The 15611-nt window shown below is 34.9% G+C and carries 14 protein-coding genes; 9 read left to right on the forward strand and 5 right to left on the reverse strand.

Features of this window, described 5'->3' with window-relative positions; translation table 11 throughout:
• The first annotated feature begins 88 nt into the window (after nucleotides 1–88).
• The 7 genes from trmB (at nucleotide 89) to ACXGSQ_RS05150 (ending at nucleotide 4981) form a co-directional block, all read left to right on the forward strand.
• Nucleotides 89–763, forward strand: coding sequence for a tRNA (guanosine(46)-N7)-methyltransferase TrmB (gene trmB, locus ACXGSQ_RS05120; RefSeq protein WP_458628553.1), 675 nt, complete (start codon nucleotides 89–91; stop codon nucleotides 761–763).
• A gap of 3 nt (nucleotides 764–766) precedes the next feature.
• Nucleotides 767–1396: a LysE family transporter gene (locus ACXGSQ_RS05125; RefSeq protein ID WP_458628554.1), complete on the forward strand. Its 630-nt coding sequence runs from the start codon at nucleotides 767–769 to the stop codon at nucleotides 1394–1396.
• The gene (locus tag ACXGSQ_RS05130) at nucleotides 1397–1726 is read left to right on the forward strand and encodes an MGMT family protein (RefSeq protein ID WP_458628555.1); all 330 of its coding nucleotides are present in this window, start codon (nucleotides 1397–1399) and stop codon (nucleotides 1724–1726) included.
• A gap of 271 nt (nucleotides 1727–1997) precedes the next feature.
• Complete coding sequence (locus ACXGSQ_RS05135) at nucleotides 1998–3137, forward strand: Mrp/NBP35 family ATP-binding protein (protein WP_458628556.1); 1140 nt, start codon at nucleotides 1998–2000, stop codon at nucleotides 3135–3137.
• Nucleotides 3138–3377, forward strand: coding sequence for a NifU family protein (locus tag ACXGSQ_RS05140; RefSeq protein WP_458628557.1), 240 nt, complete (start codon nucleotides 3138–3140; stop codon nucleotides 3375–3377).
• A gap of 66 nt (nucleotides 3378–3443) precedes the next feature.
• Nucleotides 3444–4499 (forward strand): NAD(P)/FAD-dependent oxidoreductase, encoded by a 1056-nt coding sequence (locus tag ACXGSQ_RS05145; protein WP_458628558.1) that lies wholly within the window; start codon nucleotides 3444–3446, stop codon nucleotides 4497–4499.
• A 149-nt stretch (nucleotides 4500–4648) separates the two neighbouring features.
• A complete protein-coding gene (locus ACXGSQ_RS05150) occupies nucleotides 4649–4981 on the forward strand; it encodes a 2Fe-2S iron-sulfur cluster-binding family protein (RefSeq protein WP_458628559.1) in 333 nt (110 codons plus the stop codon).
• A gap of 228 nt (nucleotides 4982–5209) precedes the next feature.
• On the opposite strand, the gene ACXGSQ_RS05155 is transcribed toward ACXGSQ_RS05150, so the two are convergent.
• From ACXGSQ_RS05155 to ACXGSQ_RS05175, 5 genes are all read right to left on the reverse strand, one after another.
• Nucleotides 5210–6106, reverse strand: a complete 897-nt coding sequence (locus ACXGSQ_RS05155; RefSeq protein WP_458628560.1) for a metallophosphoesterase family protein — start codon at nucleotides 6104–6106, stop codon at nucleotides 5210–5212.
• 122 nt (nucleotides 6107–6228) lie between these two features.
• Nucleotides 6229–7407 (reverse strand): acyl-CoA dehydrogenase family protein, encoded by a 1179-nt coding sequence (locus ACXGSQ_RS05160; RefSeq protein WP_458628561.1) that lies wholly within the window; start codon nucleotides 7405–7407, stop codon nucleotides 6229–6231.
• 111 nt (nucleotides 7408–7518) lie between these two features.
• Entirely contained in the window at nucleotides 7519–8235 is a 717-nt protein-coding gene (locus ACXGSQ_RS05165; protein ID WP_458628562.1) for a tRNA1(Val) (adenine(37)-N6)-methyltransferase, read from the reverse strand.
• Complete coding sequence (gene rimM, locus ACXGSQ_RS05170; protein ID WP_458628563.1) at nucleotides 8235–8765, reverse strand: ribosome maturation factor RimM; 531 nt, start codon at nucleotides 8763–8765, stop codon at nucleotides 8235–8237. Before rimM ends, ACXGSQ_RS05165 begins: the two co-directional genes overlap by 1 nt.
• A 175-nt stretch (nucleotides 8766–8940) precedes the next feature.
• Nucleotides 8941–9447: a 30S ribosomal protein S16 gene (locus ACXGSQ_RS05175; RefSeq protein ID WP_458628564.1), complete on the reverse strand. Its 507-nt coding sequence runs from the start codon at nucleotides 9445–9447 to the stop codon at nucleotides 8941–8943.
• Nucleotides 9448–9660: 213 nt separating this feature from the next.
• Between ACXGSQ_RS05175 and ACXGSQ_RS05180 the strand changes: the two genes are divergently transcribed.
• Together ACXGSQ_RS05180 and dnaE are read left to right on the forward strand one after the other, a co-directional pair.
• The gene (locus ACXGSQ_RS05180; RefSeq protein WP_458628565.1) at nucleotides 9661–10869 is read left to right on the forward strand and encodes a DUF6252 family protein; all 1209 of its coding nucleotides are present in this window, start codon (nucleotides 9661–9663) and stop codon (nucleotides 10867–10869) included.
• Nucleotides 10870–11095: 226 nt separating this feature from the next.
• Complete coding sequence (dnaE, locus tag ACXGSQ_RS05185) at nucleotides 11096–15475, forward strand: DNA polymerase III subunit alpha (protein ID WP_458628566.1); 4380 nt, start codon at nucleotides 11096–11098, stop codon at nucleotides 15473–15475.
• Nucleotides 15476–15611: the final 136 nt, after the last annotated feature.

A 15611-nucleotide genomic window follows, 5' to 3' on the forward strand; every position in this document is an offset into this window, starting at 1 on the left:
CGTGTTTCTTAATTTTAGATTGTATTAAACAAAGGTAAACCTAAAATGTTTGCTTAATTTTACCGAATTATTAATAAATCTAAAATTTGTGGGAAGTAAAAATAAACTCAAGCGCTTTAGGGAAAACGAAACCTTTCATAATGTATATCAACCAACACGAGAAGAATTGGTTGATGCAACATATAAATTAAAAGGAAAATGGAAAACGGAAGTTTTTAAAAACAACAATCCGTTGGTTTTAGAATTAGGTTGTGGTAAAGGTGAATATACTGTTGGTTTAGCAAAACGGTATCCGAACAAAAACTTTATTGGAATAGATATTAAAGGTGCGCGTTTTTGGAGAGGCGCAAAAACAGCGATTGAAGAAAACATTCCTAATGCGGCATTTATTAGAACACAAATAGAATTAATTACATTCGTTTTTGAAGAAAATGAAGTCGATGAGATTTGGATTACCTTCCCAGATCCACAGATAAAATATCAGCGTACAAAACATAGAATGACGAATTTACAGTTTTTAGATCGCTATAAAATAGTCTTAAAACCAGGAGGCTTAATGCACCTAAAAACGGATAGCGAATTTATGCACGGTTACACGTTAGGTTTGTTACACGGTCTCGGTCACGAGGTGTTGTATGCTAACCATAATGTTTATAAATTAGAAGGTAGCCCAGAAGAAGTCACTGAGATTCAAACCTTTTACGAAAGCCAGTATTTAGAGAAAGACAAAGCAATTACGTATATTAGATTCAAAATCAACTAAAGTTTGAGTATTACTGTTATTTTTTTTCTTGGGCTTTTTGTCGCACTTGTCGGAGTAATACCTCCTGGATTGCTCAATATGACGGCGGCAAGAATTAGCCTAAAGGAAGGAGCTGGTCGTGGTATTATGTTTTCTACTGGTGTATGTATTGTGGTTTATATTCAAACTTATATTGCCGCAATTTTTGCAAGATATTTATCGAATCATCCCGATATTGTAGAGATTTTACAACGTGTTGCTTTTGTTATATTTGTTCTAATAACGGTTTATTTTTTGATGTTAGCATCGAAACAAAAAGAACCAAAACAAGAAACTGAAATAAAAAGTAAACACGGTAGATTATTACATGGTATGCTATTGTCTACACTTAATATCTTTCCTATTCCGTACCAAGCTTATATGACCATTACATTGGTGTCTTTTGGTTGGATGAATTTTGAAAAATTAAGCATTGTTACCTACGTTACAGGTGCTGCAACAGGAACTTTTGTAATGTTGTATTTCTATATTTTCTTTTTCGATAAGATTAAAGACCGAAAATTCACTTCACAAAAAAGTATGAATTATAGTATTGGTATTATTACAGGTTTTGTTGCTTTAGTAACATTTATCAATATTGTAAGAGAGCTCTAAATGAAACCGGAAACACTTAGTTTTTTTGAAAAAGTTTATGATGTTGCTCGCAAAATTCCTTATGGAAGCGTTACAAGTTACGGAGCGATTGCCAAATATTTAGGAGCAGGAAAAAGTGCGAGAATAGTAGGGTATGCTATGAATGCCTCGCATAATAAAGATGTGCCAGCACACCGCGTTGTTAACCGAAAAGGACTGTTAACAGGGAAACATCATTTTGAAGGGACTAATTTAATGCAGCAGCTTCTAGAAAATGAAGGTGTTGAAGTTGTAGAAAATCAAATCCAGAATTTAGAGGCTATTTTTTGGGATCCTGCTAAAGAACTTTAGTTATTTTAAGTTTTATAATTAAGTAGGAATGACTTTACCTCCTCATTACGGAAATTGGTAGCCAATTTAGACGTCATTTTATATATTATTTCAGGTTGACTTTTTCGTCTGTCTCTACAACGATTAATAAACCAAATCTATCTATTGCACAATTCAATTTTAGCGCTTCAAATTCTAAAGTTTTCTAAGTACCTTTGCACATAGAATTAATCTTAATAAAAAGAGATTAGGCGCTGTAATTTAGATACTTTTCTCTCTACTCATAATTGATATGAAACTAAAAAAACAAGATATACTTAACGCTTTAAAAACTATAACAGCACCTGGTGAAGGTGAAAATATGGTAGATAGCGGAGCTGTAACTAATGTCGTCACTTTTGCTGATGAGGTAATTGTTGATATTACAATAAGAAATCCAAGTCTTCAGGCACGTAAAAAAACTGAAGTTGAAATTTTACAAACCATTCATAAAAAGGTTTACGAAAAAGCTAAAATAAAGGTCAATGTAAAAGTTGATGCCGCAGCTACGCAGCCTAAAAATGAGATTAAAGGAAAAGCAATTCCAGGTATTCAGAATATTGTAGCCGTTGCTTCGGGTAAAGGAGGTGTAGGAAAATCTACAGTAACAGCAAATTTAGCAGTGACTTTGGCTAAAATGGGCTTTAAAGTTGGTGTTTTAGATGCTGATATTTACGGACCATCAATTCCTATTATGTTTGATGTAGCGAATGAACGTCCATTATCTGTAACTATAGATGGGAAGTCTAAAATGAAGCCTGTAGAAAATTACGGTGTTAAAGTATTATCTATAGGTTTTTTTACAAAACCAGACCAAGCCGTTATTTGGAGAGGCCCAATGGCGTCTAAAGCATTAAACCAAATGATTTTTGATGCAGCATGGGGAGAATTAGATTTCTTATTACTCGATTTACCTCCAGGGACAGGCGATATTCACTTAAGTATTATGCAGGCATTACCTATTACAGGAGCCGTTGTGGTAAGTACACCTCAAAATGTAGCTTTAGCAGATGCTAAAAAAGGTGTAGCTATGTTTCAACAAGATAGTATTAATGTCCCAGTTTTAGGGATCATTGAAAATATGGCTTACTTTACTCCAGCAGAACTTCCGGATAATAAATATTATATCTTCGGAAAAGAGGGAGCAAAACATTTAGCAGAAGATTTAAAAGTGCCGTTTTTAGGAGAAGTTCCTTTGATTCAGAGCATAAGAGAAGCCGGAGATTTAGGGAGACCAGCAGCAATGCAAACGGCAACTCAAATTGAAGAGGCTTTTGAAAACATAACGCGAGCGGTTGTTCAGCAAGTTGTAAATAGAAATGAAGATTTACCAGCTACCGAAGCAATAAAAATTACAACCATGGCAGGTTGCTCTGCCGTAAACAAAAAGTAAATGAGCTCAGAAGAACTTAAAATGAATGTTGAAAAAGCATTAGATGAAATCCGTCCGTTTTTACAAAGTGATGGTGGTGATATTAACTTATTGTCTATAGACGATGGTAAGTTTGTAAAAGTTCAACTCGTAGGTGCTTGTACATCTTGTAGTGTAAATCAAATGACATTAAAGTCTGGTGTAGAGATGACGATTAAGAAATATGCACCACAAATCGAAAAAGTTATTAATGTAGAATAAGAAATGTGACATTTGTCACATTATTAATAAAAACACATTAGTAGTTTTGCTTTCAATTTTATAGTCATGATTACAACAGATATACTTATTATTGGTGCTGGTCCAACAGGCCTTTTTACGGTTTTTGAAGCCGGACTTTTAAAACTAAATTGCCATTTAATTGATGCATTACCACAACCAGGTGGCCAATGTTCTGAGCTTTATCCTAAAAAACCTATTTATGATATTCCAGCTTATCCTGAAATTTTAGCAGGTGATTTAACAGAGAAACTCTTAGAGCAATGCAAGCAATTTGAACCTGGATTTACATTAGGTGAGCGCGCAGAAACCATAGAAAAACAAGAGGACGGAAGTTTTATTGTAACTACAAATAAAGGGACAAAGCATAAAGCGCCTGTAATTGCGATTGCAGGAGGTTTAGGAAGTTTTGAGCCACGTAAACCGTTATTAGATAATATTACAGATTTTGAAGATTGTGGAGTAGAATACATGATTAAAGAACCAGAGCTTTATCGCAATAAAAAAGTGGTTATTGCCGGTGGTGGAGACTCGGCTTTAGATTGGAGTATCTTTTTAAGTGATATTGCTTCGAGTGTAACATTAATTCATAGACGAAACGAATTTAGAGGACATCTAGACTCTGTAGAGAAAGTTCAAGAATTAAAAAATAGTGGTAAAATAAATCTAATCACTCCGGCTGAAATCACAGCAATTAATGGAAATGGTAAGGTTGAAAATGTAGAAGTCACTAAAAAAGGAGAAGCACCTATTTTGGTAGAAACCGATCATTTTATTCCGCTTTTTGGATTATCTCCTAAATTAGGTCCTATTGCAAATTGGGGACTAGAGATAGAAAAAAATGCCATAAAAGTTAATAATGCTTTAGATTACCAAACCAATATACCAGGTATTTACGCTATTGGAGATGTTAATACCTATCCTGGGAAATTAAAATTAATTCTATGTGGGTTTCATGAAGCGACATTAATGTGTCAATCGGCTTATCAAATTATAAACCCTGGGAAACGTTATGTTTTAAAATATACCACAGTTGCAGGAGTTGATGGATTTGATGGCACACGAAAAGAAGCGCCAAAAGCTGTAGTGAAAGCTATTGATTAAAAAAAACGCTGTTAGTTCCCCAAAAAAAATTAAGGCCTAGACTTAGTAGCATGTGGTTGCTTAATGAAGTCGGTTTGTGAGATTTTTATAATTAACTAATTTAAACTCTTAGAACTCCGCGTGAGTTTTGTGAGTCTCCGTGAAAAATTATGGAACAAGATATAAATATTACAATCATTGATAGAGATGGTGTAAAGCATCAAATTGAAGCTCCAACAGATATGGCTATGAACTTAATGGAAGTTGTTCGTTCTTATGAACTAGCTCCAGAAGGGACTATTGGGATTTGCGGTGGTATGGCTATGTGTGCCTCTTGTCAATGTTATGTGTTAAGCGATACGGAATTGCCTGAAATGCAAGACGACGAAGAAGCTATGCTTTCTGAAGCATTTAATGTTAAAGAGAATAGTCGCTTAGGTTGTCAAATTCAAATGACTAATGACATGGAAGGTCTGGAAGTGGAGTTGGCTCCTGAGTCATAACAAACTCCAGCGAATGCAGGAAGTGCATAATTATATTAACAAGTCTACGCCTTAATAAGAATGCGAAGTAAAATGGACATGGTAATTGGTGTTACAGTTATAAAGCGGATGTACCAAGTATAGTATTTTTCATCTTTTAAATCTTCGGTAGTAATTGTTGAATATATTCAGAACTCTAGAAATTATAATTACCATTCAGAAGTACATTTATAAAAGTGCCATAAAAAATTATGTCGTTTTATAATCGGCTAAGTTTGTTGGTCCTTCTAATAAAAAGCGATCTATTTTTAATGTGCCGCTGTCGGTGGTTACAATTTGCCATTTTATAAGTGAAATAGCTCCATTTTCAATTTCTAGACCTGTAATACTTCTTGGGTGGACACAACTTCCATCATTAAAAAAAGCAATGTCACCTGGCTCAGGAAAACGCGGTCTGTGCGTGTGTCCAACAATGGTAATTTGATTGTTGTTTTCAATAATCCATTTTTTTGTGCGCCGTTCTACTTTAATAAGCTCTTTGTAGTTTTTAGCTGGTGTTGTTGGATCGGCAATACCCATAACATTTAGTGGCTTCCATAAGATACGAACTAAAAAACGACTCCATTTCCAAAACGTATAATTCCACCAATCGGCTTGATGACCATGGGTTAAAAATAAGTTTTGGTTGGTTTCTGTATGTTTTAAAATGATAGCTTCATGATATTGAATACCACAAAATAAATCTTCATCATTTCCTGTTTTTGGGTCAAAAAAAGTAGACAAATGCTTTTCTACATATTTAGGGTCACGATACACCATATCGTGGTTGCCCCAAATCATGTGTAGACGATTTTCATCGTGAAATTGCTTCATCAACATATACACATTTTTGTGTGCATAAAAGATAGATTCAAAGGACAGATTTTCCCACAACTCATCTCCATCTCCAATTTCACAATACTGAAATCCTTCATTATAATAATGCTTTAGGGCATGAAAATAAATGTTGCGATTGTTGGCGAAATCATCCGCAAAACTGTTATCACCTCTGTGGCAATCGCTAAATAGTATAAGCTTACTAGAATCATCAAAGTTGATAATTTTAGCATTTTTGAAAGCGCGATCTAATCTCGATTTTGAAGACATGTATATTCTTTGTTCGACTAATTTAAACAAAAAATGCTTCCCAATAATGAGAAGCATTTTTATGAATTCTAGTTTATAGCCATTAGGCCTTTAAAAAGACCTGAAATTATAGGTTTTAAATTCTATTTAAAGGCGTTTAAACCTGTGACATCTAAACCTGTAATTAATAGATGTATATCGTGAGTACCTTCATAAGTAACCACACTTTCAAGGTTCATCATATGACGCATAATACTATATTCGCCAGAGATTCCCATACCACCTAACATTTGTCTAGCATCACGAGCTATGGTAAGTGCCATATCTACATTGTTACGTTTTGCCATAGAAATTTGAGCAGATGTCGCTGTTCCGTTTTCACGCATCACCCCTAAACGCCATGCTAATAATTGGGCTTTGGTGATTTCGGTAATCATCTCAGCTAATTTCTTTTGTTGTAATTGAAATTGTCCTATAGGCTTTCCAAATTGCATACGCTCTTTACTGTAACGTAAGGCTGTATCGTAGCAATCCATAGCAGCTCCAATGGCTCCCCAAGCAATACCAAAACGTGCCGAATCTAAACACCCTAATGGTGCTCCCAATCCAGATTTGTTTGGTAATAAATTTTCTTTAGGCACTTTTACATTATCAAAAATAAGCTCTCCTGTAGCAGAAGCTCTAAGTGACCATTTGTTATGTGTTTCTGGTGTAGAAAAGCCTTCCATACCACGTTCTACAATAAGCCCGTGAATTCGTCCTTCTTCATTTTTAGCCCAAACTACGGCTACATTACAAAAAGGAGAATTACTAATCCACATTTTAGCACCATTTAAAAGGTAATGGTCTCCCATATCTTTAAAATTAGTTACCATACCTCCTGGGTTAGAACCATGATCTGGTTCTGTAAGTCCAAATGAGCCAATCCATTCACCAGAAGCTAACTTTGGTAAATATTTTTGACGTTGTGCTTCGTTACCATATTTCCAAATAGGATACATTACTAAAGACGATTGTACAGATGCCGTACTACGTACACCTGAATCTCCACGTTCAATTTCTTGCATTATTAAACCATAAGAAATTTGGTCTAATCCTGCTCCACCATATTCTTCAGGGATGTATGGACCAAAAGCTCCGATCTCAGCTAATCCTTTAACGATTTGTGTAGGAAACTCTGCTTTTTGAGCGTAGTCTTCTATAATTGGAGACACATCGCGTTTTACCCATTCTCTGGCTGCATCGCGTACTAACTTGTGCTCTTCTGTAAGTAATTCATCAAGATTGTAATAATCTGGTGCTTCGAATAAATCTGGTTTCATTCTAATTTTGATATTTATAACTTCTAATTTTGAGAATTTACCAAAATAGAAGGTGTTATTTTATAAGTTTAACAAAAGTAACGAAAACGATAGCATTGCCCAACAATAGATTTACATTTTCAGATAAAAATCTTTAGTGAGATTAATATAGTCTTCTGTGTATTGGTGACGTGCAGTTTCAATAATGAGTTCAGAGATTTCATGGTCTTGTTGCTGAAAACTAAATTCTAATAAACTGCGTTTAATTTCGGAATTAGGATTGCCTTTAACACGACGTAAACGTTTAGGAAACAATCCTACTTTTGAAGCTAGGTTAATAAAGTGAGCTTCTTCCTTATATGGAAGAATTACAGATAATAAACCATTTTCGGATAGTAAATTTACAGCGGCAAAAATTAAATGCTCAAAAGGCATGGCATCATTAAAGCGCGCCAAATCTCTTGCCTCGTTATCCGTTTTATAATCTTCAGAATAGAATGGGGGATTGCAAATAATTAAATCGAATTCGTCCTCAATTTCTTCTACAAATTCTAAAAGCGAAGCGTGATAACAAAATAAGCGGTCTGCCCAAGCTGAATTTTCAAAATTCTCAGAACACTGTTCATAGGCTTCAGCATCAATTTCTAAAGCTTCAATATTTTCAGCATGGCTTCTTTGCGCTATCATTAGAGATAAAATACCTGTTCCTGCTCCAATATCTAAGACAGAAAACGGATTATGATCAAGAGAAGTCCAAGCACCAAGTAATACTCCATCTGTACCAATTTTCATGGCACAACGATCTTGATGGACTGTAAATTCTTTAAATTTAAAAGGCAGCGAACTCATTAGTCTTCAAGATATAAATCAATGAGTCCTTCAGGCGTATTAACTTCTATTGTTTTATGTGTTCTATCAACCTTAACAATAAATTCATCGTTCATAGGAATTAAGATTTCAATGCCGTCTCTATCAATTTCAAATAAAGATTGTGCTGTAGAATCATTAATCCCAGTTATAGTTCCAACCTCGCCAAAATTTTTATCCTTAATGGTAAAACCAATTACTTCATGAAAATAAAACTTATCGCCATCGAGTTTTGGGAGCAAATCTAGAGGTAGGTATAATTCTGTTTTTATTAATGCATCTGCATCAGCTTCTGTATCTACATCTTCAAATTTTAAGCGTAATAAATCAGATTTGTGTAATTGTGAAGCTTCAATAAAAAAAGGCACTAGATTACCTCTTAAATCAATAAAAACAGCATCTAAATTATCGTATAAGTCAGGTTCGTCTGTATCAAGTTTAGCTAAAAGTTCTCCTTTAAAACTGTATTTTTTTACAATTTTCCCTAAATAAAAACAATCTTCTTTTTTCATGACAAATTTTATTTGTCATCCTGAATTAGTTTCAGGATCTCAATTAATATTAGTAAATATTCAGTTTTTTTAACAGTATTTATTCAATTGAGTATTTATTCGATATAAAATACATAATTGAACAAAAAAAACCCAGACTATGATAGTCTGGGTTTAAAAGTATAAAATAAATTTTTTACTCTTCTTCGTTAGAAGCTTCAGTTGCAACATCTTCTGCTACTTCTTCTTCAACAACTGGCGCAGCTGCAGCGATACGTGCTTCATTTACTGCTTTTTCAGCTTCAAGTGCTTTAGCTTTAACTTCAGCGTCTGCTTTAGATAAACCATCAGATTTAGCTTCAATTTTAGCTGCTTTTTCTTCCAACCAAGCATTGAATTTTGCTTCAGCTTGCTCTTCAGTTAATGCACCTTTTCTAACTCCACCAGCTAAATGGTGTTTAAGCAGCGCTCCTTTATAAGATAAAATTGCTTTTGCTGTGTCAGTAGGTTGTGCACCATTTTGTAACCATGTTACAGCTCCGTCAACATCTAATTCGATAGTTGCAGGATTGGTGTTTGGATTGTAAGCCCCTAATTTCTCAAGGTATTTACCATCTCTTTTAGCGCGTGAATCCGCTGCTACGATCCAATAATAAGGTTTCCCTTTCTTACCGTGTCTTTGTAATCTAATTTTTACAGGCATAATAATTAATTAATGAGGTTCTCGACCTCTGTTATTAATGAGGGCGCAAAGATACTATAATTTTTTATATATCGCTGTTATAAATCATTTTAACTACTAAGAAGTCCACTTTAACTAAAAGAAAATTATCAGTTAGGCTGATTATTAAAAATTATTATACTTTTGACACTCTTGTTTCGTTATATTTGAAGCAATAAAATTACCTTTTAGAATATGAAAAAACTAATCCTCTTATCTCTTGTTTTTCTAACAATATTTAGCTGTGGTGACGAAGTAGAGTTTAATACACCTGCTTTTCAGGGTGATCGTGAAAATGCACTTTGGAGAGCTAAAGCGTTTTCAGCCAGCATCCAAGCCAATGGCTTTTTAACTATTACAGGAACAAATAATTATGAAACCGTAAAACTAACAGTACCATCGGTAATTGAGTCCGATTTTATTGTTGGTGATATCGATGTTATTGAAGCTGAGTACATTGATGGCTTTGGTACCACATTCTCTACCAATAACAAACCTGATGAAAGTGTTTCAATTTATCCGGAATTAGGGGAAATTAGTATTGAAGAAATTGATGTCGTTAACAAAACCTTTACAGGGACCTACCGGTTTTTAGCTTTTGATGCTTCAGGAATGAACGCGGTTGGATTTACTAATGGAATTTTTTATAAAGTCCCTTTAATTTCGGGAGAATTTCCAACAGATCCTATTACTTGTGTTGATGTTGAAGTGGCTACCCAAGTTGCTTTAGCGGCTTATGAAGCTACATTTTCTTCAGGTTTAGAATTTGTAAATAGTGCAGCTTATTTAGCGGCATGTAGTGCTTATTCAGAAGCTTTAACGAATCAGCGCATCTATTGTGGAGATTCTGATGGTGCTTTGCAAGCTATAATAGATGGGTTAGGAGATTGTCAGATTTCTTGTGATATTGCTACTGCAAATGTTGTAGAGGCACATTCACAATATACAACAGCAACTATTGGTAATTATAATGAAAAATGCGCACAATACTTACTTTTCTTACAAGAACAAATAGATATTTGTGGAGATGCAGATGGAAGTGTTCAAGCAGAAATAGATGGTTTAGATTGTGGTGATGCTGATGGTGACGGTGTTCCTGATGCTTATGAAGATTTTAATGGTGATGGTGATATTGAGAATGATGATACCGATGGAGACGGAGTGCCAAATTATTTAGATAACGATGACGATGGTGATGGTGTGTTAACACAGTTTGAAGCTAAAGATGTAAATGGTAATCCTATTGATACCGATGGTGATGGTGATGTCGATTATTTAGATAATGATGATGATGGTGATACCTTGTTAACCATAAATGAAAATGCAGATCCAAATGGTGATGGTAATCCTGATGATGCGGTAGATACAGACGGAGATGGTATACCAGATTATTTGCAAGCTTAACACATTTAATATAGTATAAGAAAAAAGCGTCACCCATTATAGGGGACGCTTTTTTTATGTTTAAAACTCTTTGTAATTTCATTTCAGAAAAGTACAAATTCTATGTAATTTTATAAGCTAACTTTTTGAAGACTATAATTGTAATTTTTGCTGATTATAAGCGTTTTATGCTTTAGTGTTCTTGCAGTAAAAACACACGATTTAATAATAAACGACAGAACAACGCATGTACTTAATATTCGATACTGAAACCACAGGATTACCAAAACGCTGGGATGCCCCAATTACCGATACTGATAATTGGCCAAGATGTATTCAGATTGCCTGGCAATTGCATGATGGTATGGGGAATTGTATAGAGCATCAAGATTATTTGGTACAACCAGACGGGTTTAATATTCCTTATGATGCCGAAAAAATTCACGGCATTTCGACGGAATTAGCACAAGAACAAGGGGTGCCACTAGCTGAAGTTTTAGAAAAGTTTAATGCTGCTTTGTCTAAAACAAAATTTGTTGTTGGTCAGAATGTAAAGTTCGATTTAAATATTATGGGTGCAGAATTTGTGCGTGAAAACGTTACAAATCCACTTCAAGAATTACCTGTTTTAGATACCTGTACAGAACACACCGCAAGCTTATGTCAATTGCCTGGTGGACGTTACGGAAAGTTTAAATTACCAACTTTAACGGAATTACACGAGTATTTATTTAATAAACCATTTTCTGAAGCACACAATGCTACTGCCGATGTAGAAGCGACCACGCGTTGTTTTTTAGAGTTAATAAGACGAAAACAATATACTAAGGAAGAGTTAGATGTTGAACCTGAGTATTTTGAGAAGTTTACGCAAGAAAATCCTGCCGAAATTCAACTTATTGGTTTAAAACATATCAATCTTAAGAAGGAAAGTGCAAAGATTAACGCACGCCTTCAAAAAGAACAAGCGGTACCTACAAGCATTGATAAAGAAGCGGCATCACAACTTAAGGATGTTGATTTTGCGCATTTACATAACCATTCTCAGTATTCTATTCTGCAATCAACAATTAGTATTAAAGACTTAGTGGCTGCAACAGCTAGAGAAGGCATGCCAGCAGTAGCTTTAACTGACCACGGAAATATGATGGGAGCCTTTCACTTTGTGACAGCCGTTTCCAATCATAATAAAGGTGTAAAAGCACAACACAAACAAGCAGAAGAAGCCGGATTAGAAAAGAAAGGAAAAATTATAAAACCAATTATTGGTTGTGAGTTTTTTGTCTGTGAAAATCACGCAGATAAAACCAGAAAAGACAATGGTTATCAAATTGTATTGATGGCTAAGAATAAAAAAGGCTATCACAATTTAGCGAAATTATCATCGGCCGCCTTTACAGACGGTTTTTATTACGTCCCAAGAATTGATAAAAAACAGATAGAACACTACAAAGAAGATTTAATTTGTTTAACAGGAAATCTCTATGGGGAAGTGCCAAGTAAGGTTTTAAATGTTGGAGAAAATCAGGCAGAAGAAGCCTTATTGTGGTGGAAAGAAACGTTTCAAGATGACTTGTATGTTGAAATAATGCGTCACAATCAAGAAGACGAAAATCGTGTCAACCCTGTGTTAATTAAATTAGCGAAAAAGCATGATGTTAAATTGGTAGCGACTAACAATACTTATTATGTCGATCAAGAAAATGCCAATGCCCACGATATTTTATTGTGTGTAAAAGATGGAGAAAAACAGGCAACACCTATTGGTCGTGGTCGTGGTTATCGTTATGGTTTGCCAAATCAGGAATATTACTTTAAATCTTCAGAAGAAATGAAAGCACTCTTTAGAGATGTGCCAGAAGCCATTGTGAATATTCAGGAAGTTGTCGATAAAATTGAACCTTACGAATTAGCGCGAGATGTCTTATTACCGGCTTTCGATATTCCTGAAGAATTTAAATTTGAAGAGGATTTAGTAGATAACGGTAAACGCGGTGAAAATGCTTTTTTACGTCATTTAACATATAAAGGAGCCAAAATCCGTTATGGTGAAATTACTCCAGAAATTGAAGAACGTCTCGATTTTGAGTTAAGCGTTATCGAAAAAACAGGGTATCCAGGATATTTCTTAATTGTAGAAGATTTTATTCGTGAAGCCAGAAAAATGGATGTTTCCGTTGGTCCTGGTCGTGGATCGGCAGCAGGTTCGGTGGTTGCTTATTGTTTGTGGATTACCAATATTGATCCGATTAAGTACGATTTACTTTTTGAGCGTTTCTTAAATCCAGATCGTGTAAGTATGCCCGATATTGATATCGATTTTGATGATGAAGGTCGAAGTCGCGTTATGGATTATGTTATCGAAAAATATGGTTCCAATCAAGTTGCGCAGATTATTACCTACGGAACTATGGCGGCAAAATCATCGATTAGAGATACCGCTAGGGTTTTAGATTTACCATTAAATGAAGCCGATCATATTGCCAAGTTAATTCCCTTGATGTCCAAACTCGGAAAGATTTTTGGTTTAGACGAAAAGGAATTGGCTAAAAAATTCCGTGCAGAAGATTTAGAAAAAATTAATGAGCTTCTAAATATTTCCGATGGTGATGATTTACAAGCAGAAACCTTAAATCAGGCACGAATCTTAGAAGGTTCGGTTCGTAATACAGGTATTCATGCCTGTGGTGTTATTATCACACCAAGTGATATTACCAATTATGTACCAGTGTCTTTAGCTAAGGATTCTGACTTATATGTTACCCAATTTGATAACTCTGTCGTAGAAAGTGCAGGGTTGTTGAAAATGGATTTCTTGGGATTAAAAACCTTAACGTTAATTAAGGATACCGTTAAGCTTGTAAAAGCCAAGCACGGTATTTTGCTCGATCCAGAGAATTTTCCTTTGGATGATGTGAAAACTTATGAGTTGTTCCAACGTGGTGAAACGGTTGGTGTGTTCCAGTATGAATCGCCTGGTATGCAAAAACACATGAAAAATCTTAAGCCAACGGTTTTTGATGATTTAATTGCCATGAACGCCTTGTATCGTCCTGGTCCAATGGAATATATTCCAAGTTTCATTGCGCGTAAACATGGTGATGAAGAGATTGTGTACGATTTACCAGAAATGGAAGAGTACCTTAAAGAAACTTACGGAATTACAGTTTACCAAGAGCAAGTAATGCTACTGTCTCAAAAATTGGCCGATTTTACCAAAGGTGAAGCCGATGTCTTGAGGAAAGCCATGGGTAAAAAGCAGATTGCGGTTTTGGATAAAATGAAACCAAAATTTATTGAGCAAGCTGGTGCTAAAGGTTTAGACAAAACAAAATTAGAGAAAATCTGGAAGGATTGGGAAGCCTTTGCGAGTTACGCCTTTAACAAGTCGCACTCTACATGTTATGCATGGATTGCGTACCAAACCGCCTATTTAAAAGCGCATTATCCAGCAGAATATATGGCTGCGGTATTATCCAATAACATGAACGATATTAAATCTGTAACCTTCTTTATGGAAGAGTGTAAACGGATGCGATTACCCGTTTTAGGACCAGATGTTAATGAGAGTTTTTATAAATTTTCGGTAAATAAAGATAATGCCGTTCGTTTTGGAATGGGTGCCATAAAAGGGGTTGGTCATGGAGCCGTTAAAACGATAGTAGAAAACAGAAAAGAAGGTGGGCCGTATAAGTCTATTTTCGATTTAGCTAAGCGTATCGATTTGCGAGCAGCCAACAAGAAAGCATTTGAAGGGCTTGCTAACGCAGGAGGCTTTGATTGTTGGGCAGATACACATAGAGCACAATATTTTGCAGACGATGGTGATGGAATTACCTTTTTAGAAAAAGCGGTTAAATATGGTGCCAAACATCAGGAGAATGAAAACTCAGCTCAGGTCAGTTTGTTTGGTGAAGCTAGTGATGTGCAAATTGCAGAACCCTTTGTACCACCTTGTGAAGATTGGGGAACGATGGAGAAATTATCGCGAGAACGCGAAGTGGTTGGTATTTATATTTCAGGCCATCCCTTAGATGATTTTGCTATTGAAATGAAGACGTTTTGTAACGGAGTGGTGGCGCATTTTAATGATTTGGAAGCTATTGTAAATAAGGAAATTACTTTTGGAGGTGTTGTTACAGATGTACAACATCGTGTAAGTAAACAAGGTAAAGGTTGGGCTATTTTTACGATTGAAGATTATACCGATAGTTTTGAATTCCGAATTTTTGGAGAAGATTATTTAAAGTTTAGACACTTCTTTGTAATCAATTCTTTCGTTTATGTCAGAGCTTTTGTACGTGAAGGTTGGGTCAATAGAGATACTGGTAAAAAAGGAGAACCACGAATTCAGTTTAATAATTTTCAGTTGCTACATGATGTGATGGATACCTATGCTAAAAAGTTATCCATCCAATTAAATATTAAAGATTTAGAAAGGGAAACAGTTTCTGTATTATATGACTTAATAAAATTCCATGAAGGCAACCAAACCTTAAATTTTGTGGTCTATGATAATATTGAAAAAATTAAAGTGCAGATGCCAAGCCGAAAAAATAAAGTCAAGATTTCGCAACAGCTGTTAAATAGTTTGAAGGAGCATGATATAATGTATAAGTTGAATTAGTATTTGAAATGAACACGAAAATGGAAGATTCTTTTATTATTAAATCAATACACTATAAAAGATTATTTGAGGAAAAGGTTTTATCTATAAATCTAAATTTCGTAGATGACAGAATAGGAGAAGAAAGGTTAAATTC

It is taken from the genome of Winogradskyella sp. PC D3.3, from assembly GCF_054366245.1.

Excerpts from the sequence above, each read along its gene's own strand:
- ACXGSQ_RS05130 (WP_458628555.1), top strand. The coding sequence starts at position 1,397 with ATGAAACCGGAAACACTTAGTTTTTTTGAAAAAGTTTATGATGTTGCT.
- ACXGSQ_RS05135 (WP_458628556.1), top strand. The coding sequence starts at position 1,998 with ATGAAACTAAAAAAACAAGATATACTTAACGCTTTAAAAACTATAACA.
- ACXGSQ_RS05140 (WP_458628557.1), top strand. The coding sequence starts at position 3,138 with ATGAGCTCAGAAGAACTTAAAATGAATGTTGAAAAAGCATTAGATGAA.
- ACXGSQ_RS05145 (WP_458628558.1), top strand. The coding sequence starts at position 3,444 with ATGATTACAACAGATATACTTATTATTGGTGCTGGTCCAACAGGCCTT.
- ACXGSQ_RS05150 (WP_458628559.1), top strand. The coding sequence starts at position 4,649 with ATGGAACAAGATATAAATATTACAATCATTGATAGAGATGGTGTAAAG.
- ACXGSQ_RS05155 (WP_458628560.1), bottom strand. The coding sequence starts at position 6,106 with ATGTCTTCAAAATCGAGATTAGATCGCGCTTTCAAAAATGCTAAAATT.
- ACXGSQ_RS05160 (WP_458628561.1), bottom strand. The coding sequence starts at position 7,407 with ATGAAACCAGATTTATTCGAAGCACCAGATTATTACAATCTTGATGAA.
- ACXGSQ_RS05165 (WP_458628562.1), bottom strand. The coding sequence starts at position 8,235 with ATGAGTTCGCTGCCTTTTAAATTTAAAGAATTTACAGTCCATCAAGAT.
- rimM (WP_458628563.1), bottom strand. The coding sequence starts at position 8,765 with ATGAAAAAAGAAGATTGTTTTTATTTAGGGAAAATTGTAAAAAAATAC.
- ACXGSQ_RS05175 (WP_458628564.1), bottom strand. The coding sequence starts at position 9,447 with ATGCCTGTAAAAATTAGATTACAAAGACACGGTAAGAAAGGGAAACCT.
- ACXGSQ_RS05180 (WP_458628565.1), top strand. The coding sequence starts at position 9,661 with ATGAAAAAACTAATCCTCTTATCTCTTGTTTTTCTAACAATATTTAGC.
- dnaE (WP_458628566.1), top strand. The coding sequence starts at position 11,096 with ATGTACTTAATATTCGATACTGAAACCACAGGATTACCAAAACGCTGG.